Origin of the sequence: Aquamicrobium defluvii (assembly GCF_004363725.1) — a bacterium.
GTDB lineage: Bacteria > Pseudomonadota > Alphaproteobacteria > Rhizobiales > Rhizobiaceae > Mesorhizobium > Mesorhizobium defluvii.
The window spans coordinates 160395-180224 of the sequence record NZ_SNZF01000005.1 but is presented as its reverse complement, the minus strand read 5'-3'; the positions used below and the strand labels follow the sequence as shown (position 1 = coordinate 180224).

The window sequence follows — 19830 nt, the reverse complement described above, 5'->3', positions numbered from 1 at the left end:
AACGGAGCCGAAAATGGCACATGCTGCAACACATGACGAACACCACGCGCCGCGTGGCTGGGTTCGCTGGGTCTACTCGACCAACCACAAGGACATCGGAACCCTCTATCTGATCTTCGCGATCATCTCGGGCATCATCGGCGGCTTCATGTCGATCATGATGCGCTGGGAACTGGCCGAGCCGGGTATCCAGATCTTCCACGGCCTCGCCTCGATGGTCTATGGCGTTGAAGGTGACGCGGCGCTCGATGCCGGCAAGCACATGTTCAATGTGTTCACCACCATGCATGCGCTGATCATGATCTTCTTCATGGTCATGCCTGCCCTCATCGGCGGCTTCGCCAACTGGATGATCCCGATCATGATCGGTGCACCGGACATGGCGTTCCCGCGCATGAACAACATCTCGTTCTGGCTGCTGCCTCCGGCTCTCATCCTGCTGCTGATCTCGTTCTTCGTTCCGAGCGCCCCGGGCGCCCATGGCGTCGGCGGCGGCTGGACGATGTATCCGCCGTTCTCGACGTCCGGCCAGCCGGGCCCTGCCATGGACTTCGCCATCCTGTCGGTCCACATCGCGGGCGTGTCGTCGATCCTCGGCGCCATTAACTTCATCACCACCATCTTCAACATGCGCGCGCCCGGCATGACCATGCACAAGATGCCGCTGTTCGCGTGGTCGGTGCTGATCACCGCCTTCCTGCTGCTGCTGTCGCTTCCGGTTCTGGCCGGCGGCATCACCATGCTGCTGACCGACCGCAACTTCGACACGGCCTTCTTCTCGCCCGAGGGCGGCGGCGATCCGATCCTGTTCCAGCACCTGTTCTGGTTCTTCGGCCACCCCGAGGTCTACATCCTGATCCTGCCGGGCTTCGGCATCGTCAGCCACATTGTGTCGACCTTCTCGCGCAAGCCGGTGTTCGGTTATCTCGGCATGGCCTACGCCATGGTCGCGATCGGCGCCGTCGGCTTCGTCGTGTGGGCGCACCACATGTTCACCTCGGGCATTTCGCTGAACGCCCAGCGCTACTTCACCTTCGCCACCATGGTCATCGCGGTGCCGACGGGCATCAAGATCTTCTCGTGGATCGCGACGATGTGGGGCGGGTCGATCACCTTCCGCACGCCCATGCTGTGGGCCATCGGCTTCATCTTCCTGTTCACGGTCGGCGGCGTGACGGGCGTGCAGCTCGCCAACGCCGGTCTGGACCGCATGTATCACGACACCTACTACGTGGTGGCGCACTTCCACTACGTGCTGTCGCTGGGTGCCGTGTTCGCCATCTTCGCCGCCTGGTACTACTGGTTCCCGAAGATGACCGGCTACATGTATTCGCCGACCATCGCCAATATCCACTTCTGGGTCACCTTCATCAGCGTCAACGTGGTGTTCTTCCCGCAGCACTTCCTCGGGCTTGCCGGAATGCCGCGCCGCTACATCGACTATCCCGACGCCTATGCGGGCTGGAACATGGTGTCGTCCTACGGCTCGTATTTCGCGGGCATCGGCGTGCTGATCTTCCTGTTCGGCGTGTTCGAGGCTTTCCAGAAGAAGCGTGTCGCCGGAGCCAATCCATGGGGCGAGGGTGCGACGACCCTGGAGTGGCAGCTTCCTTCGCCGCCGCCTTACCACCAGTGGGAGCAGCTGCCCCGCATCCGGTGATGCGGACCTGAATGCGAACCGCCGGCTCCGGCCGGCGGTTTGGTCACACGGAATGATCGGACTTTGAGTACGCATGGCCCTGATCGACGACAGAAACATTGATGATGCGCCGTTCCGCATGTCGGAAGCGACGCCCGGTGACTATATCGCGCTGCTGAAGCCGCGCGTGATGTCGCTGGTCGTGTTCACCGCGGTTGTCGGCCTTGTCGCCGCGCCGGGGTCGATGAACCCTCTGCTTGCCATCATCGCCATTCTGGCAATCGCCATCGGCGCGGGCGCGTCCGGCGCGCTGAACATGTGGTACGATGCCGATATCGACAAGATCATGAGCCGTACCGCCAGCCGCCCGGTTCCGGCCGGTCGGGTCACCCCCGGCGAGGCGCTCGGTTTCGGCCTCGTGCTCTCGGTGCTGTCGGTGATGACGCTTGGCGTGCTGGTCAACTGGCTGTCGGCGTCGCTGCTGGCCTTCACAATTTTCTTCTATGCCGTCATCTACACCATGTGGCTGAAGCGCTGGACACCGCAGAACATCGTCATCGGCGGTGCTGCCGGCTCCTTCCCGCCCATGATCGGCTGGGCTGCCGCAACCGGCAGCATCAGCCTCGAAAGCGTGATCCTCTTCCTCATCATCTTCCTGTGGACGCCTCCGCATTTCTGGGCGCTGGCCCTGTTCAAGTCCGGCGATTACGAGCGCGCGGGAATCCCGATGATGCCCAACCGGGCCGGCCATGCGTCGACACGCCGCCAGATTTTCGCCTATGCGCTGCTGCTCGCGCCGGTTGGCGTGGCGCCGTGGCTGCTTGGCTACACGACGCTGTTCTACGGCGTTGTATCGCTTTCATTGGGCCTCGGCTTCGTCTGGTATGCATGGAAGGTGCTGAAGATGCCAGACCAGGACAAGGCCATGGCGCCTGCGAAGTCGCTGTTCGGATTCTCGCTGATCTATCTTTTCGTGATCTTTGCCGCCTATCTCGGCGACAGGCTTATCGCCCACCTGACGGGCCTTGGAGCATGAGCGCCATGGACAAGCTTGAAATGGTCGATCTGACCGAAAAGCAGAAGAAGACCCGCCGCTGGCGCTCGATCGCCATCGGTCTGGCTCTGGCCGGCCTTGTCGTCGTCTTCTATGTTGCCACGCTGGCGAAATTCGGCCCTGCCGTTCTCAACAGACCGTTTTGAGGGAGGACATGACCACCGCTTCCGACAAGGACGAGGCCAGGCAGAAGGGGAACCGCAGGATTGCGGCGCTTTGTGTCGCCTTCTTCTGCGGCATGGTCGGCATGGCCTATGCGGCCGTGCCGCTCTATACGCTGTTCTGTCAGGTGACCGGCTACGGCGGCACCACCCAGCGCGTGACCCAGTATTCGGACCGCGTGCTCGACCGCGACATCACGATCCGCTTCGACGCCAACACGGCCGGCGGCGTGCCATGGAAATTCGCGCCGGTCGACCGCTCGATCACGGTCAGGATCGGCGAGACGGCGCAGGCGCATTACACCGCCACCAACATGGCGTCCGTGCCGACCGGGGGCCGTGCCACCTTCAACGTGACGCCGGAAACGGCCGGAGCCTATTTCAACAAGGTGGAATGCTTCTGCTTCACCGACACCACGCTCGCCGCCGGCGAAACGATGGACATGCCGGTGATCTTCTTCGTCGATCCCGACATCGTGGATGTACCGGAACTGAAGAACGTGAAGACCATCACCCTGTCCTACACCATGTTCCCGATCAGCAAGGTCGACTCCGCAGTCACCGGCTCGATCGATACAGACAACGAACCCGCAACGAATACCGAAGAAAACCTCGGGGGCTGAGATGGCTGAAGCACACGCGAAACAACACGACTATCATATCCTCGACCCGAGCCCCTGGCCTGTCCTCGGCTCGCTCGGTGCGCTGGTCATGTGCATCGGCGGCGTCTTCTGGATGCAGTATCTGAAGGGGAACGAGTTTCCCGTCTTCGGCATCAACATGGCGTCGCCATGGCTGTTCTGGATCGGCGTGCTCATCGTCCTCTACACCATGTATGGCTGGTGGTCGGACACGGTAAAGGAAGCGCATGAGGGCCATCACACGCGGGTGGTATCGCTTCACCTGCGCTACGGGATGATCATGTTCATCGCCTCGGAGGTGATGTTCTTCGTTGCCTGGTTCTGGGCGTTCTTCGATGCCAGCCTTTTCCCCGGAGAGGTCGCGCAGTATGCACGCAACGAATATACCGGAGGCATCTGGCCGCCGAAGGGTATCGAGGTTCTCGACCCCTTCTATCTGCCGCTCTATAACACCATCATCCTGCTGCTGTCGGGCACGACCCTGACGTGGGCCCACCATGCCCTGCTGCACAACGATCGCAAGGGCCTGATCAACGGACTTGCGATCACCGTGGCGCTCGGCGTGCTTTTCAGCTTCGTGCAGGCCTACGAGTACATCCACGCTCCGTTCAACTTCAAGGATTCGATCTACGGCGCCACTTTCTTCATGGCGACCGGTTTCCATGGCTTCCACGTCTTCGTCGGAACCATCTTCCTGATCGTGTGCCTGATCCGGGCAGTTCGCGGCGATTTCACGCCCAGGCAGCATTTCGGTCTTGAAGCCGCTGCATGGTACTGGCACTTCGTCGACGTGGTCTGGCTCTTCCTCTACGCCACGATCTATGTCTGGGCCTCGGTAGGCGCCGACATCGCGGTCCACTGAGGCAGAAGCGGACATTGAATGAAAAGGCGGCTGCGACAGCGTGGCCGCCTTTTCCTTTTTGGCTTCCGGCTGGTAGAGCAGTGTTCGCAAGGAAGCGGCAAGCCCCGGCCGACTCCGGACGGCACGAACGGGGTTGAGCGCCTTCCGGTAATAGCTGAGCAGGCGGCGGCGCCTTCGGGATGGGAAGATGACAGACAAACAGACACCGGACAGCGAGGATCAGGCCCTGTGGGCGCCTGTCGATCCGATACGCGCGGGCATTGCCGGCCGTTGTCCGCGCTGTGGCGAGGGCAGGCTGTTTTCCGGCTTCCTGACGGTGGGCAGGGAATGCAGCAGTTGCGGCCTCGATTACTCCTACGCCGATGCCGGTGACGGGCCGGCAGTGTTCGTCATTCTGATCATCGGGTTCATCATCGTCGGGCTGGCCCTTTGGGTCGAGGTGACCTACAGCCCCACGCTGCTGGTGCATATGCTGCTGTGGCTGCCGCTGACGCTCATCCTTGGGCTTTTGTCGCTGCGCTGGATCAAGGGCATCCTGCTGACCCTGCAATATGCCAACAAGGCGGCGCAGGGCAGGCTGGATCGCAGCGAATGACAGGCAGGCCAGCCATGGAGAAGGCAGGGCGGGGCCGGTTCTGGCTTGCCGTGGCGCTGGGTCTTGTCGCGCTTGCCATACTGCTGTCGCTCGGCACCTGGCAGGTGCAGCGGCTGAAGTGGAAAGAGGATCTGCTTGCCACCATCGACCAGCGCATGCACTCCCCGCCGGTTTCTCTGGAGCAGGCGGAACGGTTGTTCAGGGAAAGCGGCGATGTGGACTATGTGCCGGTTTCGGTCAGCGGCAGCTTCGCGCATGAAGGCGAGCGGCATTTTCTGGCCACATGGAAAGGCCAGTCCGGCTTTTACATCTATACCCCGCTGAAACTGGAGGATGGCCGCTTCCTGCTGGTCAATCGCGGCTTCGTTCCCTATGGCATGAAGGAAGCTTCCAGCCGGCCCGCAGGTCAGGTGCAGGGAACGCTTACGGTCTCGGGTCTGGCCCGCAATCCTCTTGCCGGAAAGCCGTCCAGCATCGTGCCGGACAACGATCCGGGGAAGAACGTATTCTACTGGAAGGATCGCGATGCGATGGCTGCGTCAGCCGGATTGCCTTCCGGCTACACGCTCGTTCCCTTCTTCCTCGACGCCGACGCGACGCCAAATCCCGGTGGATGGCCCGCCGGCGGCGTCACCATCGTCGATCTGCCCAACAATCACCTCGAATATGCGGTGACATGGTACGGTCTTGCGGCAGCGCTCGCGGGTGTGCTGTTGTTTTCACTGGCCGGGCGGCGCAAACACCGGGAGCATGACGGGAACGGCGAGCAATCCCGGCCTTGACATGAGCGGCATGGTCATCCCATGTCCAGCAGAGGGTTGCCGGATCATTTTTACAGTCGGACAGTGTCGTCCGGCCGAAAAAGCAGCCGGGAAAGTTGGCTGGAATTGCGGATCGGGTTCGTCAGAACCCCCGTAGCTCCGGCGCTCCAGCGAAAGGATGCTGCGGTCTGCGACCGGCATTGCGAAAGAGTTTGGACGACATGCTTCAGACCCCAACGGCCGATATCGCGCCGACAGCGACCAGGCCGCCATTGACGCTCCGGCTCTGCCAACCGCGCGGTTTCTGTGCCGGCGTGGACCGGGCGATCCAGATCGTGGTGCTGGCCATCAAGAAATACGGTGCCCCGGTCTATGTGCGCCATGAGATCGTGCACAATCGCTACGTGGTCGAAGGCTTGCAGAATCTCGGCGCGGTGTTCATCGAGGAACTCCATGAAATCCCCGAGGATCATCACCATTGCCCGGTCGTGTTCTCCGCCCACGGCGTACCGAAATCCGTTCCGGCAGATGCTGCGGCGCGTAACCTGTTTTATCTGGATGCGACCTGTCCGCTTGTTTCCAAGGTCCACAAGCAGGCGATCCGTCATCATCGCCATGGCCGTCACGTGCTGCTGATCGGGCACGCAGGCCACCCGGAAGTGATCGGCACCATGGGGCAGTTGCCCGAGGGCGCGGTGACGCTGGTCGAAACGGAAGACGACGCCCGGAACCTGCAACCGGCCGATCCGGAAGCGCTTGGCTTCGTGACCCAGACCACGCTGTCCGTAGAGGACACCGCCCACATTCTGGAAGCCTTGCAGGAGCGTTTTCCCGCGATGCAGGCGCCGGCGGCCGAGTCGATCTGCTATGCCACGACCAACAGGCAGGACGCCGTGAAGGAAACCGCTCCAGGTGTGGATCTCTATCTGGTGGTCGGCGCCCCCAATTCCTCCAATTCGCGCCGTCTGGTCGAGGTGGCGGAACGTGCGGGCGCACGCATGTCGATTCTGGTGCAACGCGCTAGCGAGATACCGTGGAACGACATAGGCGACATTTCCACGCTCGGGCTCTCGGCCGGGGCTTCCGCACCCGAAATCATCGTCGACGAGATCATCGACGCCTTCAGGGCGCGCTTCGACGTCACCGTCGATCTGGCCGTCACCGCTACCGAGACCGAGGATTTCCCGGTGATGCGCGTGCTTCGCGATGTGGAACTTACCAGGGCCGACATGGCCTTTGTCAACGGCGAGAGATAGCAGGCACGCATGGCCGTCTACACCGATGTCACCGAGAGTGATCTGGGCGCGTTCCTGCGCGATTATCCGGTCGGGGAGCTGCTATCCTACAAGGGCATCGCCGAGGGCACGGAAAATTCGAATTTCCTGCTGCATACCGGCCAGGGCTCCTTCATCCTCACGCTTTACGAAAAGCGGGTGGAAAAGGCCGACCTTCCGTTCTTCCTTGGCCTGATGGACCATCTGGCCGGCAAGGGCATCTCCTGTCCGTTGCCCGTGCACCGGCAGGATGGCGGGATCATCGGCACGCTTGCGGGGCGGCCGGCCGCCATCATCACCTTCCTCGAAGGCATGTGGCCGCGCCGGCCAACGGCGGCGCATTGCCGCGAGGTGGGCAGGGTGCTGGCCGCGATGCATGTGGCTGGCGCCGATTTCCCGATGACGCGCCCAAACGCGCTGGCGCTCGACGGCTGGCGCGATTTGTGGGCAGCTTCGCGGGAGCGGGCCGAAGAGGTCGAGCCCGGCCTGGCACGCGAGGTCGATGCCGACTTCGCCGTTTTCGAGGAGAGCTGGCCGGCCAGCCTGCCTGCCGGGATCATCCATGCCGATCTGTTTCCCGACAATGTGTTCTTCCTCGGCGAAAAGCTGTCGGGGCTGATCGATTTCTACTTTGCCTGCAACGACCTGCTCGCCTACGACCTCGTGACCTGCCTTAATGCCTGGTGCTTCGAGAAGGACATGTCCTACAACGTCACCAAGGGGGCAGCGCTGCTTGCCGGCTACCAGAGCGTGCGTCCGCTGACAGATGACGAGAAGCAGGCGTTGCCCATTCTGGCCCGGGGCTCGGCGTTGCGTTTCATGCTGACGCGCCTCTATGACTGGCTGCACGGGCCCGATGGCGACCTCGTTGTGAAGCGGGACCCGGCCGAATACATCCGCAAGATGCGCTTCCATCGCGCCATCGTCTCGCCGCAGGAATATGGGCTGCCATGAAACGCGTGGAAATCTTCACCGACGGTGCCTGTTCGGGCAATCCGGGTCCGGGCGGCTGGGGCGCCATCCTGCGCTTCAACGGCACGACGCGCGAGCTGTCCGGTGGCGAGGTGCAGACCACCAACAACCGCATGGAACTGATGGCCGCGATTTCGGCGCTGAACGCCCTGAAGGAACCGTGCCAGGTCGATCTGCACACCGATTCCAGCTATGTGAAAGACGGCATTTCGAGCTGGATCGACAACTGGAAGCGTCGCGGCTGGAAGACGGCGGACAGGAAGCCTGTCAAGAATGTGGAACTGTGGCAGGCATTGGATGAGGCGCGCAACCGCCACAAGGTGACATGGCACTGGGTCAAGGGTCACGCCGGTCATCCGGAGAACGAGCGTGCCGACGAACTGGCCCGTGAAGGCATGGCGCCATTCAAGAGAGGGCCTGTCCGGCCCGCCGTGGCTTCCGGCGCTCCGGATGCGAAAAAACCGGCGTCTCCGAAAATACGCCGGTCTTCGCAAAGCTACTAGAGCATTTCCGCTTTACTTCGAACCGCAGAAACGCTCTAACCTTTTGTTTTTACGCAATTCCGAACGCAAAATCGCTTCGCACTTTTGCTGGAATTGCTCTGGCAGCCGGCCCCGGCAGGCGGGAGCCGGCTGTCGCCTGAATTTCAGAGCTGTTCAAGGATATTTGCCGCGCTGGTCTCGTCGGCCTTGCTCGGAACCGGCTCGATGTTGAGTGCGGTCACCTTGCCATCGTCGACGATCATGGAAAAGCGCTTGGAGCGCAGACCCATGCCGGCTCCGGACAGGTCTATATCGAGGCCGAGGGCCTTGACGAAAGTGCCGCTGCCATCAGCCAGGTAGACGATCTTGCCTTCGCCGCCGGTGAACTTTTCCCAGGCGCCCATCACGAACGGATCGTTGACGGCAACCACGGCGATCGTGTCGACGCCCCGGGCGCGGATGGCGTCGTTGTTTTCCAGATAGCCCGGCAGGTGGTTGTTGTTGCAGGTGGGCGTGAAGGCGCCCGGCACGCCGAACAGAACGACTTTCTTGCCGGCGAAAATGTCGGCTGTGGTCAGTTCCTTTGCGCCGTCGGCGGTCATCGTCTTCAGGGTGGCTTCAGGCAGCTTGTCGCCAACGGAGATCGTCATGGCAATTCCTCATCATGAAAGGGATATGAAAGCGATAGCGGACTATGCCTGCCGCCGCAATGGCGCAGTCTCAGGGGTAGGGCAGGAAGCCGGATACGGCGCCCGCAGAGGAGGTCAGCGTATAAGGCACGCCCATGCCGGACGGCTCTTGTGCGGGGCGGGAAAGGATCGGTATCCTGAAGACAAGCTTGCCATTCCCGGTCTCGCGGACAGGGGTGGCAAAGGCGTAGCCGTCTTCTCCGGCCACGAAGAGTTCTGCCGATTGTGCGCCACGCGGCAGCGAAACTTCGGCTTTCAGCGCGCCGTTTTCCGAGGTGGCCAGGCTGACGCCGAAATGCGGAGTGGCCTGCGCCGGCAGCGCCGTCCGCGCATTGCGCACCAGAGCCTCTTCCACTGCCTCATGGGGCGATCTGGCCGTATCGACCACCAGATCGGCATGTATCGGAATGCAGATCTTCTCGCATATGCCGAGCAGCACCCGGGCGGCGATATCGCCTGCCGGTGCAACGCCGTCGGCAAGGGTGAAACTCACGGGAAGCCGCACGGAGCGATCGTAGCCCGCCCACTCCGAATATCCGTCGTCGTGGCGGGTAGGGGCGGGGAAGTTGAGCTTCGCTTCCCTGACGTTCCCGCCATCAACCGCGATCTGCGGGGGTACGCCGCTGTCGCCGGGGTCGCGCCAATAGGTCTTCCAGCCGGGTTTCAGGTCGATCTCGAGCACGCCGTGAAGCTGTCCTTCGGCGTCGGGGCGGCTGGCGGTAACCAGCCGGATCCGTCCGCCCTCGCTCTCATGCCAGTCCGATGAGCCCGCATAGGCAGGAAGGCCCGTCAGCGATGCGGCAAGGCTGAAGGCGAGCGGGATCGCGGGGAAAACGAAAAGGCTGCGCATGGCACCGATTTGATCTTCTTGCGGCATGGCTGCAACCGGTTTTGGTCTGAATCGTACATCATTTTTGTGTGAGCGTGGGTCGCTAGGCGGAATTTCCGGCAGGCAGCCGCGACGCGGGCGCATCTTTCCAGTGACATCGAAACGCGCTAACTTTCCCCGTATGGATATACTGTCCGGCAACAACGCGGACTCGGGGCGCGGCGGCTTCCTCGAGGATCAGTTCCTCATCGCCATGCCCGGCATGAAGGACGACAGGTTCGCGCGTTCGGTGATCTATGTCTGCGCCCACAGCGAAGAGGGCGCCATGGGGCTGATCATCAACCAGACCCAGCAGATCCTGTTCCCGGACCTGCTTGTACAGCTTGGCATCATGGACGAGCAGGAGGCGATCCGCCTGCCGCCGCCCGCGCGCGACCTGGTGATCCGCAATGGCGGCCCGGTGGATCGCAGCCGCGGCTTCGTTCTGCATTCGGGTGACTACCGGGTCGAATCCTCGCTCAATGTGGCCGACAACATCTGCCTGACGGCGACGGTGGACATATTGCGCGCCATCTCCACGGGGCGCGGTCCCCGCCGTGCGCTGATGGCGCTTGGCTATTCCGGTTGGGGTGCGGGCCAGCTTGAAAACGAGATCGCCCAGAATGGCTGGCTGACATGCCCGGCGACGCCGGAACTGCTGTTCGATACCGATATCGAAAGCAAGTATGACCGCATCCTTGCCTCGATCGGTATCGACATCGCCCATCTCAGCCCCAATGCCGGCCACGCCTGACCTGCTGCCGGTTTGTCAGGTCTGCGCCAGCGGGTACTGTTCTTTCAGCAGCTTGATGACCTGATCGCCGGCTACCGGCGGGCCGAACATGAAGCTCTGCACATATTCGCAGCCGATCTGGCGCAGTTCGAGCGCGTCGCTCGGATCGGACACGCCTTCCGCCACCACCGAAAGCCCCAGCTCGTGCGCCATGTTGACCATGGATTTGAGCAGCATGGTGCGCTTGGGCGTGGTGTCGTCGACGAAGCTCTTGTCGATCTTGATCGTGTCGAACGGGAAGCGGGTGAGGTAGGCGAGGGATGAATAGCCGGTGCCGAAATCGTCGAGCGACAGGCCGATGCCGAGGTGCTTGAGCTTGTTCAGCACATGGGCGGTCTGCTCGGGATTGTCCATGACCAGCGATTCGGTCAGTTCCAGCCGGAAGCAGCGTGCCTTGAGATTGGCACGGGCGAGGATGGAGCGCACGTCGCTGACCAGATCGCGCCGGATGAGCTGGCGGCTGGAAAGGTTGACCGACACCGAAAGCGGCACGTCGCCGATCTGCTTTTGCCATGACACGAGGTCTTCGGCAGCCTTCTGCATGGCGAACAGGCCGAGCGGGACGATCAGCCCGCAATTTTCCGCCACGGGGATGAAATCGGCCGGCGGGATCATGCCACGGCGCGGATGCTCCCAGCGCATCAGGGCTTCGAAGCCGGCAATGCTGTTGTCCTCCAGCCGCACGATCGGCTGGTAGGCAAGCGTGAGTTCCTTACGCTCGATGGCCCGGCGCAGATCGGATTCGAACTGCAGCTTGTCGGTACCCACGGTGCGGAAGGAGGGGCGGAACGGTTCGATCCTGTCGCCACCGAAGCGCTTGGCCTGATGCAGTGCCAGCTCGGCGTCCTTGACCATGTCTTCAGCCGAAGTCTGGTCCGAGGTCCAGGTGATCAGGCCGATCGATGCGGCCAGAACGATCTCGCGCCTGGCGAAGGTGATCGGCGCGCTGATGGCGTTCCTGATGGCATCGGCCACGGCGGCGATGCGGGCCGGCTCCTGCTCGGAAAGCAGCATCAGCGCGAACTGGTCTCCGGCGAAGCGCGCCAGCGAATCCTGCGGCTTCAGCAGCCGGTGCAGGCGGCGCCCGATGGTGAGCAGGATGGTGTCGCCGGCGGAGATGCCCAGCCCGTCATTGACCTGCTTGAAGCGGTCGATGTCGATAACGAACACGGTCGGCCGCACCTTCTCCTCGGTCCGGGCGATGGCGATGACAGCCTCGAGGCGGTTCATGAACAGCTCGCGGCTGGGCAGGCCGGTGAGGTTGTCGTGCACGGCATCGTGCAGAAGGCGTTCCTCCGCCTTCTTGTGTTCGGTGATGTCGATCATGGTGCCGACGCAGCGGATAACCTCGCCGTCCGAGCCGATCACCGGGCGGGCCCGCAGCGCAAACCAGTGATAGTGGCCATCTGCTCCGCGCAGGCGGAATTGCTGGCCTATCCGCCCGCGCCTGTGCTCCAGAACGATGTCCAGCGTGGTGCGGAAGGCGTCGCGGTCGTCGGCGTGGAGAACCGGCAGCCAGTTGCGCGCCGGCCCGCCGAGGCTGTTGGGTTCGAGGCCGAGCTGCGCGCTGATGTCCGGGCGGGTGACGACGCGATCACGCAGCACGTCCCAGTCCCACACGATGTCGCCGGCGCCCATGACCGCCAGCGCCTGCCGCTCTATATCGGAAAACAGGCCCTGATGCAGCGCACCGCCGGCGAATGCATGCTGCATGACGGTGAAGCCGATGAGCAGGATGATGAGGATCAGCCCGCCGCCGAGCGCCGGTTGCACGATGTCGTTGTCGAGCAGGCCGGTCACCGCCATCCACGAGCCGGTGAGCCACAGCAGCACCATGACCCAGCTTGGCACCAGCATGATGGCGCGGTCATAGCCGCGTATGCCAAGATAGAGGATGAGGCCGATGCCGACCAGCGCGGTGGCGGCGAAGGAGAAGCGGGCGATGCCGGCGGCAATGGGCGGATCTATGATGGCGATGCCGGCGATCAGCGCCAGACACAGTATCCACACCAGCGCGCCGTAGCTGAAATGGCCGTGCCAGCGGTTGAGGTTGAGATAGGTGAACAGGAACACCACGAAGGTGGCGGCGAGCCCGATTTCCGTGCTGGCCCGCCATATCTGCTCGTTTCCGGGCGAAAGCTCGATGATCTTGTAGAGGAAGCCGAAGTCGACGCAGATATAGGCCAGAACCGCCCAGGAGAGCGCAGCCGTGGCCGGGAACATCGAGGTGCCCTTGACCACGAACAGGATGGTGAGGAACAGGGCGAGAAGGCCGGCGATGCCCAGGACGATGCCGCGATAGAGCGTGTAGGAGTTGACCGAATCCTTGTAGGCTTCCGGCTCCCACAGATAGACCTGCGGCAGCTTCGGCGACGCAAGGTCCGCCACGAAGGTTACGACGGCGCCGGGATTGAGCGTGACGCGGAAGACGTCTGCGTCGGGGCTTGCCTGCCGGTCGAGCGCGAAACCCTCGCTTGGCGTGATGGCGGCGATGCGGGTCGAACCAAGGTCGGGCCAGAGCAGTCCGGAGTTCACCAGCCGGAAATGGGGCGCGACGATGAGCCTGTCGATCTGCGCGTCCGTGGTGTTGGCAAGCGCGAACACGGCCCAGTCGCCGCTGGAGCGGTTGTCGTTGGCTTCGACTTCGATGCGGCGCACGATGCCGTCCGGACCGGGCGCGGTGGAAACCTGGAAGTTCTCGCCCTGATTGCGGTAAATCTCGACGGCTCCCGAAAGATCAAGCGCGACGTCGTCGCGGGAAATCTTGATCGGTTCGACGGCATAGGCAGCGGAAAGCTGCAAAAGCAGTGCAAAGACGAGGAAGGAAGCGGCGAGAAGGGTGGCCGGCAGCGACCTCGCTTTCGGAGATGTCGTCAAGATCAGTCCTTCGTTCACGCGGCCGGCGGATCGTCTTCGATCCGGGCGTAGAGATAATGGTCCTGCCAGGCGCCGTTAATCCTCAGATAGGACCGCAGCAGCCCTTCGCGCTGAAATCCGGCTTTTTCAAGCACGCGGATCGAGCGAATGTTCCTGGGAATACAGGCTGCCTCGATCCGGTGCAACTTCAGCTCGCCGAAAGCGAAGCGCGAAAGCGTCGTCACGGCCTCGGTCATCAGGCCCTGTCCGGCATAGGGCTGGCCGATCCAGTATCCCACCTGAGCGCTTTTGGACACGCCATGACGGATGTTGCCGAGCGTTATGCCGCCGGCCAGCCTGCCGCGGCCTTTCTCGAAGATGAAGAAAGCCATCGCAGTGCCTTGGGCATGGTCTTGCCGGTAGTGGTTGATGCGCATGCGCCACGCCGTGCGCTCGAGCTCGTCCGGCATCCAGCGCGGTTCCCATGGTTGCAGGAAAGCGCGACTGGCGGCGCGCAGTTGCGCCCATTCACGATAATCGCCGATCTGCGGCACGCGCAGCCTGATCTTCCCGCCTTCCAGTGCCGGGGTTTCACGGCGGATGAAGGGAAGGGCGAACACGGCTGCAAGAATTCTAGACGGCGAGCCGGTGTGGCAGCGACGTGGAAGACGGGAGCGCGCCGACCACGGATTCGTAGGAGGTCAGCGAACCGACGGGGCCGACGGCGGCAAGGGTCGGCCGGGTGGAGAACAGCCTGCCCGACAGGTCGCTCAACCGCTCCACGGTCAGCGCCGAAAGCCGCTCCATCAGCTCTTCCTTGGGGATTGGCCGGCCGAACAGCAGAAGCTGCCGCGCGATCTGCGAGGCGCGGCTGGAAGGGCTTTCGGCGGACATGATGAGCCCGGCACGATATTGCGCGCGGGCCCGGTCCAGCTCTTCCTGAAGAATGCGGTCGCCGGCCTTCTGCAACTCGTCCGCGATCACCGGCACCAGTTCGGCCAGATTGTTCTGCCCGGTGGCGGCATGAATGCCGAAGATGCCCGTATCGGAAAAACCCCAGTGGAAGGCATAAACCGAGTAGCAGAGGCCGCGCTTCTCGCGCACTTCCTGGAACAGGCGCGACGACATGCCTCCGCCGAGGATCATCGACAGCACCTGCGAGGCATAGAAGTCGCGCACATGGTAGGCGCGGCCCTCGAAGCCGAGGATGACCTGCGCGTCCATCAGGTCGCGATCCTCGCGGAAATCGCCACCCACATATTGCGCATATTGGGAGACCGCTCCCTGCGCATGCGGGCGGAAACCGCCCAGCCTGCTCTCGACCTGCCTCACGAAATCGTCGTGCTTCACATCGCCGGCAGCAACGACGATCATGCGGTCGGCGCCATATTCGCGCTGCATGAAGCGGTGCAGTTGCGCCGAGCTGAAGGACAGAACCGTTTCGGGCGTGCCGAGGATGGAACGGCCGAGGGTCTGGTGACGAAAGGCCGTCTCGGTGAAACGGTCGAAGACGACGTCGTCGGGCGTGTCGTGGGCCGCCCCGATCTCCTGAAGGATGACGTTCTGCTCGCGCTCCAGCTCTTCCGGCTCGAAGGTGGAATTCTGGAGGATATCGGCGAGGAGGTCGACCGCCAGCGGTACATCGCCGGAAAGCACGCGGGCATAGAAGGAGGTGGTCTCGACGCTGGTGGCGGCGTTTATTTCGCCACCGACATTTTCGATCTCGGAGGCGATCTCGAAGGCGCTGCGCCTGGCGGTGCCCTTGAAGGCCATGTGTTCGAGCAGATGCGCCATTCCGTGCTCGTCGTCACGTTCGTTACGGGCTCCGGATTTGACCCAGACCCCGAGAGCGACGGATTCCATGCTTGGAAGGGTTTCGGTGGCGACTGTCAGGCCGTTCGACAGACGGCTTACCTCAACGCCCATATAGATCAGACTCCCTGCTGATAGGCCCGCGTATGGCGGAAAATGTGATCTTCCAACATTTTTTTGTCCGATGGAAGCACTGTGTAGTTTTCCTTTGCGTCCATCAGGTGAGAAAGCCATGCGGGCAGGGCAGGCGAGACCCCGCAGGCTTGCTTCACAGCCGCCGGGAACTTGGCGGGATGGGCGGTGCCGAGAATGACATTGGGCACGGCGGACTTCTGCGCGCCCGCCGCGACGTGGACCGCCGTGGCGGTGTGCGGATCCAGCAGATAGCCGCTGGCGGCAAGGGTCGAGCGGATGGTTTCGGCCGTATCCTTTATCGTCGCGCGGCCGGCGGCAAAGCCGTCGCGGATCGTTTCCAGTTCGTTCGGTTCGATGGTGAAGGCGCCGGACTGCTTCAGCCCGTTCATATAGCGGCGAACGGTATCGGCGTTGCGGCCGGACGCCTCGAACAGCAGGCGCTCGAAATTGGACGAGATCTGGATGTCCATCGACGGCGAGGTGGTGGCGACCACGTCCTGCATCCGGTATTCGCCGGTTGCCAGCGTGCGGGCCAGAATGTCGTTGTCGTTGGTGGCGATGGTCAGCGTCTCGACCGGCAGGCCCATGCGCCTTGCTGCATAGCCGGCGAAGATGTCGCCGAAATTGCCGGTCGGAACGGTGAAGGACACCGGCCGGTCCGGCGCGCCGAGAGACAGCGCCGACGTGAAGTAGTAGACGATCTGGGCCATGATGCGCGCCCAGTTGATGGAGTTGACGCCCGAAAGCGCCGCGCGGTCGCGGAAGCCGTGATCGTTGAACAACTCCTTCACCAGACCCTGGCAGTCGTCGAAATTGCCTTCTATGGCGAGCGCATGGACATTGTCCGCCGTCGAGGTCGTCATCTGGCGCTGCTGCACCGGCGACACCTTGCCGTGGGGGAACAGGATGAAGATGTCGGTTCGGTTCCGGCCGGCGAAAGCCTCTATTGCCGCGCCGCCCGTGTCGCCCGAGGTGGCGCCGACGATGGTGGCGTGCTGGTCGCGCTCAGCCAGCACATGATCCATCAGGCGGGCGAGCAACTGCATGGCCACGTCCTTGAAGGCGAGCGTGGGGCCGTGGAACAGCTCGAGCACGAAGCTGTTCGGGCCAAGCTGCACCAGCGGACAGACAGCGTCGTGGCGGAAGGTGGCGTATGCCTCGTTGACCAGCTTCTCCAGAACCGGCGTCGCGATCTCTCCGCCGACGAAGGGCGTGAGCACACGCAGAGCAATCTCCTGATAGGTCAGGCCGCGCATGGCGCGGATCTCTGCGGCGGAAAATCGAGGCCATTCCTGCGGCAGGTAGAGGCCGCCATCGCGTGCCAGTCCCGCCAGTACGGCATCGGAAAAACCGAGACGGGGTGCTTCACCGCGGGTGCTAATGTAGTTCATGCAGAATATTCCGTCGTTTCCAGCCAGCCGGCGTGTGGATTTGTCGCTTTCGTCAGTCGCATTTTCGCCGCCGGATTGCTATAGGACACCACCGCCGCGAGAGGGAAGTGCACTTCATGGTAGCTGCTACATCGAAATTTCGCTTTTTCACGGGCCTTGCTCTTTCCAGCATGTTGCTGGCCATGGCGGGCTGCCAGTCGAACAGCGGCGATGTGCTGAACGTGCAGGGCAAGCAGGCTGCCAGCGCTTCCGGCGAGAAGGTTCTGGCCAGCGAGCTGAACGCTTATTGCCCGACGCTGACGCTGCGCGAGGGGACAGCCTATTTCAACACCTATGCCAGGGGCGGACAGGATGACCCGGCGAAGATCGTCTATCAGGCGTCGATCGGCGAGGTGACGCGCGACTGCAAGCGCGCCAACGGCCAGCTCACCATGAATGTCGCCGCAGCGGGCCGCATCGTGCCCGGCCCGCAAGGAGCGGCCGGAACCATCACCATGCCTATCCGCGTGGTTGTGACGCGCGGCAGCGACGTGCTCTATTCGCAGCTTCACCAGCACAAGGTGCAGGTCGGGGACACCTCTTCCGCCACCCAGTTCGTGTTCAACGATCCCAATGTGACGGTGCCCGAGCCGACCTCCCGCGATTATCAGGTCTTCATCGGCTATGACGAGGGACCGCCGAAGGCGAAGCAGGAAGAGCAGCCGAAGCGGGTGGTGCGCAGGAAGCCTCCGGCACAGGCTGCGCGCCCCGCTCCGGCACAACAGCAGCAGCCGGCCACCACTTCGGAATCGGACATTCCACGCTGACGACATAAGAAGAAGGCCGCCTCGGGGCGGCCTTTTTTCTGCTTGTCAGTCGTCTTCCGACCAGACCATCAGCGCTTCAAGAACGCCCTTGAGATCGGCCCAGCGGCGGATGACGGTTTCCGCGCCCGCCTCCATCAGCACGTCGGCGTGGCCGGGATAGCTGTGGGCCCCGCCGGTGAAGCCGATCACGCGCATACCCGCGGCGCGTGCCCCGGCAATGCCGTGAACGGAATCCTCGATGACGAAGGTGCGCGCCGGATCGGCGTTGAATTCGCTTGCCGCATGGAGGAATACGTCGGGCGCCGGCTTGGTTCTGCCGGTGGGCAGCTCTGGCGCCGAAAAGATCGGCCCCAGGAACACGGGCATGATGCCGGTTCTTTCCAGCATGGCCCGTATCCGCTCGCCGGGGGAGTTGGAGCAGATGCAATATGGCGCCCCAACCTGCATGACAGCCTCGCGCACACCGTCCACCGCCCGCACTTCCTGCCGCAGCCTGCGGTCAACTGCCGTCTCCGCCTTGTCGATCAGCGTGGCCTGAAAGGGCAGTCCCGAGATTTCCTCGATGCGCAGCAATATGTCCTTGAAGGTCAGGCCGGCATAGGTCCGGGCCAGTTCCTCGGGCGTGATCTCGAAACCCGCTTCGGTCAGCAACTCGGCTTCCACCCGTGCAGCGATGATCTCGGAATCGACCAGAACGCCGTCGCAGTCGAAGATGATGAGGTCGGGCTTGTCCATATCGGTCCGCAATCCGGTTTCGGGGGAGCGCCGGCAACCGGCGGGCGGGGCATACATCAAGGCGCGCTTCCGCGCAAATCGCACCCGGCCTTCACCGATTGTTTACGCTGATCGGTAACCATAACGGCAGGTAAACAGTAACGCGCATCCTGGGTGTACAACATGTCTGCAGTACGTCGTCTCGACGAGTTTTCCGGCGTCTCTTCCAGAACGGAATGGCTGGACACGATCCTCAAGGGCGACTGCGTGGCGGCGATGAACCGGCTTCCCGACGCCTCGGTCGATGTCATCTTCGCCGACCCTCCCTACAACCTCCAGCTCAACGGCGACCTGCACCGTCCCGACCAGTCGAAGGTCGATGCCGTGGACGACGAGTGGGACCAGTTCGACAGCTTCGAGGCATATGATGCCTTCACCCGCGCCTGGCTGCTGGCCGCGCGCCGCGTGCTGAAGCCGAACGGCACCATCTGGGTGATCGGCTCCTACCACAACATCTTCCGCGTCGGAGCGAAGCTGCAGGACCTCGGCTTCTGGATCCTCAACGACATCGTCTGGCGCAAGACCAACCCGATGCCGAATTTCCGCGGCCGCCGCTTCCAGAACGCGCATGAGACGATGATCTGGGCTTCGCGCGATGCGAAGGCCAAGGGCTATACCTTCAACTACGAGGCCATGAAGGCAGCCAACGAGGATGTGCAGATGCGCTCCGACTGGCTGTTTCCGATCTGTACCGGCAACGAGCGGCTGAAGGACGCGAAGGGCGACAAGCTGCATCCGACCCAGAAGCCGGAAGCGCTGCTGGCGCGCGTCATGCTGGCCTCGACAAAACCGGGCGATGTCGTGCTCGATCCGTTCTTCGGTTCCGGCACCACCGGGGCGGTGGCGAAGCGGCTTGGCCGGCACTTCGTCGGCATCGAGCGCGAGCAGGACTATATCGACGCCGCCATGGAGCGCATCGAGGCGGTGAAGCCGCTGGGCGCGACCGAACTCACCGTGCTGACCGGCAAGCGCGCCGAACCGCGCGTCGCCTTCGGCAGCCTTGTCGATACGGGCCTGATCAAGGCCGGCACCACGCTTTGGGACTCGCAGCGCCGCTGGTCGGCCAGGGTACGCGCCGACGGCACCCTTTCGATCGGCGAGGATGCCGGCTCGATCCACAAGATGGGCGCGCGCGTCCAGGGCTTCGACGCCTGCAACGGCTGGACCTTCTGGCACTATGAGCGTGCCGGCGGTCTCACCCCCATCGACGAACTGCGCCGCATAGCGCGCCTCGGCATGGAGAAGGCGGGCGCCTGACCCGCATT

General features: G+C 63.0%; 20 protein-coding genes. 13 read left to right on the top strand and 7 right to left on the bottom strand.

The window, feature by feature from the left end:
* Positions 1 to 13 precede the first annotated feature (13 nt).
* From ctaD to rnhA, 10 genes are all read left to right on the top strand, one after another.
* Positions 14 to 1660: a cytochrome c oxidase subunit I gene (ctaD, locus tag DES43_RS05920; protein ID WP_035023275.1), complete on the top strand. Its 1647-nt coding sequence runs from the start codon at positions 14 to 16 to the stop codon at positions 1658 to 1660.
* Between the two features lie 73 nt (positions 1661 to 1733).
* Positions 1734 to 2675 (top strand): heme o synthase, encoded by a 942-nt coding sequence (cyoE, locus tag DES43_RS05915; RefSeq protein ID WP_035023272.1) that lies wholly within the window; start codon positions 1734 to 1736, stop codon positions 2673 to 2675.
* A 5-nt stretch (positions 2676 to 2680) separates the two neighbouring features.
* Positions 2681 to 2839, top strand: a complete 159-nt coding sequence (locus DES43_RS22310) for a hypothetical protein (RefSeq protein WP_166647707.1) — start codon at positions 2681 to 2683, stop codon at positions 2837 to 2839.
* A gap of 8 nt (positions 2840 to 2847) precedes the next feature.
* The gene (locus DES43_RS05910; protein WP_035023266.1) at positions 2848 to 3477 is read left to right on the top strand and encodes a cytochrome c oxidase assembly protein; all 630 of its coding nucleotides are present in this window, start codon (positions 2848 to 2850) and stop codon (positions 3475 to 3477) included.
* A 1-nt stretch (position 3478) separates the two neighbouring features.
* Positions 3479 to 4357 (top strand): cytochrome c oxidase subunit 3, encoded by an 879-nt coding sequence (locus DES43_RS05905; RefSeq protein ID WP_035023263.1) that lies wholly within the window; start codon positions 3479 to 3481, stop codon positions 4355 to 4357.
* A 187-nt stretch (positions 4358 to 4544) separates the two neighbouring features.
* Entirely contained in the window at positions 4545 to 4952 is a 408-nt protein-coding gene (locus DES43_RS05900; protein ID WP_035023260.1) for a DUF983 domain-containing protein, read from the top strand.
* The gene (locus DES43_RS05895; RefSeq protein ID WP_035023259.1) at positions 4949 to 5734 is read left to right on the top strand and encodes an SURF1 family protein; all 786 of its coding nucleotides are present in this window, start codon (positions 4949 to 4951) and stop codon (positions 5732 to 5734) included. The genes DES43_RS05900 and DES43_RS05895 overlap by 4 nt, the downstream gene beginning before the upstream one ends.
* Positions 5735 to 5934: 200 nt before the next feature.
* On the top strand, positions 5935 to 6969 hold the full coding sequence (gene ispH / locus DES43_RS05890; RefSeq protein WP_051520385.1) for a 4-hydroxy-3-methylbut-2-enyl diphosphate reductase: 1035 nt from the start codon (positions 5935 to 5937) through the stop codon (positions 6967 to 6969).
* Between the two features lie 9 nt (positions 6970 to 6978).
* Entirely contained in the window at positions 6979 to 7941 is a 963-nt protein-coding gene (locus DES43_RS05885) for a homoserine kinase (protein ID WP_035023256.1), read from the top strand.
* Entirely contained in the window at positions 7938 to 8462 is a 525-nt protein-coding gene (rnhA, locus tag DES43_RS05880; RefSeq protein ID WP_035023253.1) for a ribonuclease HI, read from the top strand. The genes DES43_RS05885 and rnhA overlap by 4 nt, the downstream gene beginning before the upstream one ends.
* A gap of 143 nt (positions 8463 to 8605) precedes the next feature.
* On the opposite strand, the gene DES43_RS05875 is transcribed toward rnhA, so the two are convergent.
* Positions 8606 to 9091 (bottom strand): peroxiredoxin, encoded by a 486-nt coding sequence (locus DES43_RS05875; protein ID WP_035023250.1) that lies wholly within the window; start codon positions 9089 to 9091, stop codon positions 8606 to 8608.
* Positions 9092 to 9161: 70 nt separating this feature from the next.
* Positions 9162 to 9980, bottom strand: a complete 819-nt coding sequence (locus DES43_RS05870; RefSeq protein WP_035023517.1) for a protein-disulfide reductase DsbD domain-containing protein — start codon at positions 9978 to 9980, stop codon at positions 9162 to 9164.
* A gap of 160 nt (positions 9981 to 10140) precedes the next feature.
* On the opposite strand from DES43_RS05870, the gene DES43_RS05865 reads away from it, so the two are divergent.
* On the top strand, positions 10141 to 10752 hold the full coding sequence (locus DES43_RS05865) for a YqgE/AlgH family protein (RefSeq protein ID WP_035023247.1): 612 nt from the start codon (positions 10141 to 10143) through the stop codon (positions 10750 to 10752).
* A gap of 15 nt (positions 10753 to 10767) precedes the next feature.
* Here DES43_RS05865 and DES43_RS05860 read toward each other — a convergent pair whose 3' ends face one another.
* From DES43_RS05860 to thrC, 4 genes are read right to left on the bottom strand one after another with little or no spacing between them, the layout of a single operon-like run.
* Positions 10768 to 13641 (bottom strand): EAL domain-containing protein, encoded by a 2874-nt coding sequence (locus tag DES43_RS05860; protein WP_035023515.1) that lies wholly within the window; start codon positions 13639 to 13641, stop codon positions 10768 to 10770.
* Between the two features lie 41 nt (positions 13642 to 13682).
* Positions 13683 to 14267 (bottom strand): GNAT family N-acetyltransferase, encoded by a 585-nt coding sequence (locus DES43_RS05855; RefSeq protein ID WP_035023244.1) that lies wholly within the window; start codon positions 14265 to 14267, stop codon positions 13683 to 13685.
* A 13-nt stretch (positions 14268 to 14280) separates the two neighbouring features.
* The gene (locus DES43_RS05850) at positions 14281 to 15573 is read right to left on the bottom strand and encodes a M16 family metallopeptidase (RefSeq protein ID WP_035023241.1); all 1293 of its coding nucleotides are present in this window, start codon (positions 15571 to 15573) and stop codon (positions 14281 to 14283) included.
* A 5-nt stretch (positions 15574 to 15578) separates the two neighbouring features.
* Positions 15579 to 16985 carry a threonine synthase gene (gene thrC, locus DES43_RS05845; protein WP_035023238.1) on the bottom strand — a complete coding sequence of 469 codons (1407 nt, stop codon included), beginning with the start codon at positions 16983 to 16985 and terminating at the stop codon, positions 15579 to 15581.
* Between the two features lie 116 nt (positions 16986 to 17101).
* On the opposite strand from thrC, the gene DES43_RS05840 reads away from it, so the two are divergent.
* The gene (locus DES43_RS05840; RefSeq protein ID WP_063608036.1) at positions 17102 to 17791 is read left to right on the top strand and encodes a hypothetical protein; all 690 of its coding nucleotides are present in this window, start codon (positions 17102 to 17104) and stop codon (positions 17789 to 17791) included.
* Between the two features lie 45 nt (positions 17792 to 17836).
* Here the strand turns inward: DES43_RS05840 and DES43_RS05835 are convergent, their stop codons facing one another.
* Positions 17837 to 18526 carry an HAD family hydrolase gene (locus tag DES43_RS05835; protein WP_035023235.1) on the bottom strand — a complete coding sequence of 230 codons (690 nt, stop codon included), beginning with the start codon at positions 18524 to 18526 and terminating at the stop codon, positions 17837 to 17839.
* Positions 18527 to 18688: 162 nt separating this feature from the next.
* Between DES43_RS05835 and DES43_RS05830 the strand changes: the two genes are divergently transcribed.
* Positions 18689 to 19822 carry a site-specific DNA-methyltransferase gene (locus tag DES43_RS05830; protein ID WP_035023231.1) on the top strand — a complete coding sequence of 378 codons (1134 nt, stop codon included), beginning with the start codon at positions 18689 to 18691 and terminating at the stop codon, positions 19820 to 19822.
* Positions 19823 to 19830: the final 8 nt, after the last annotated feature.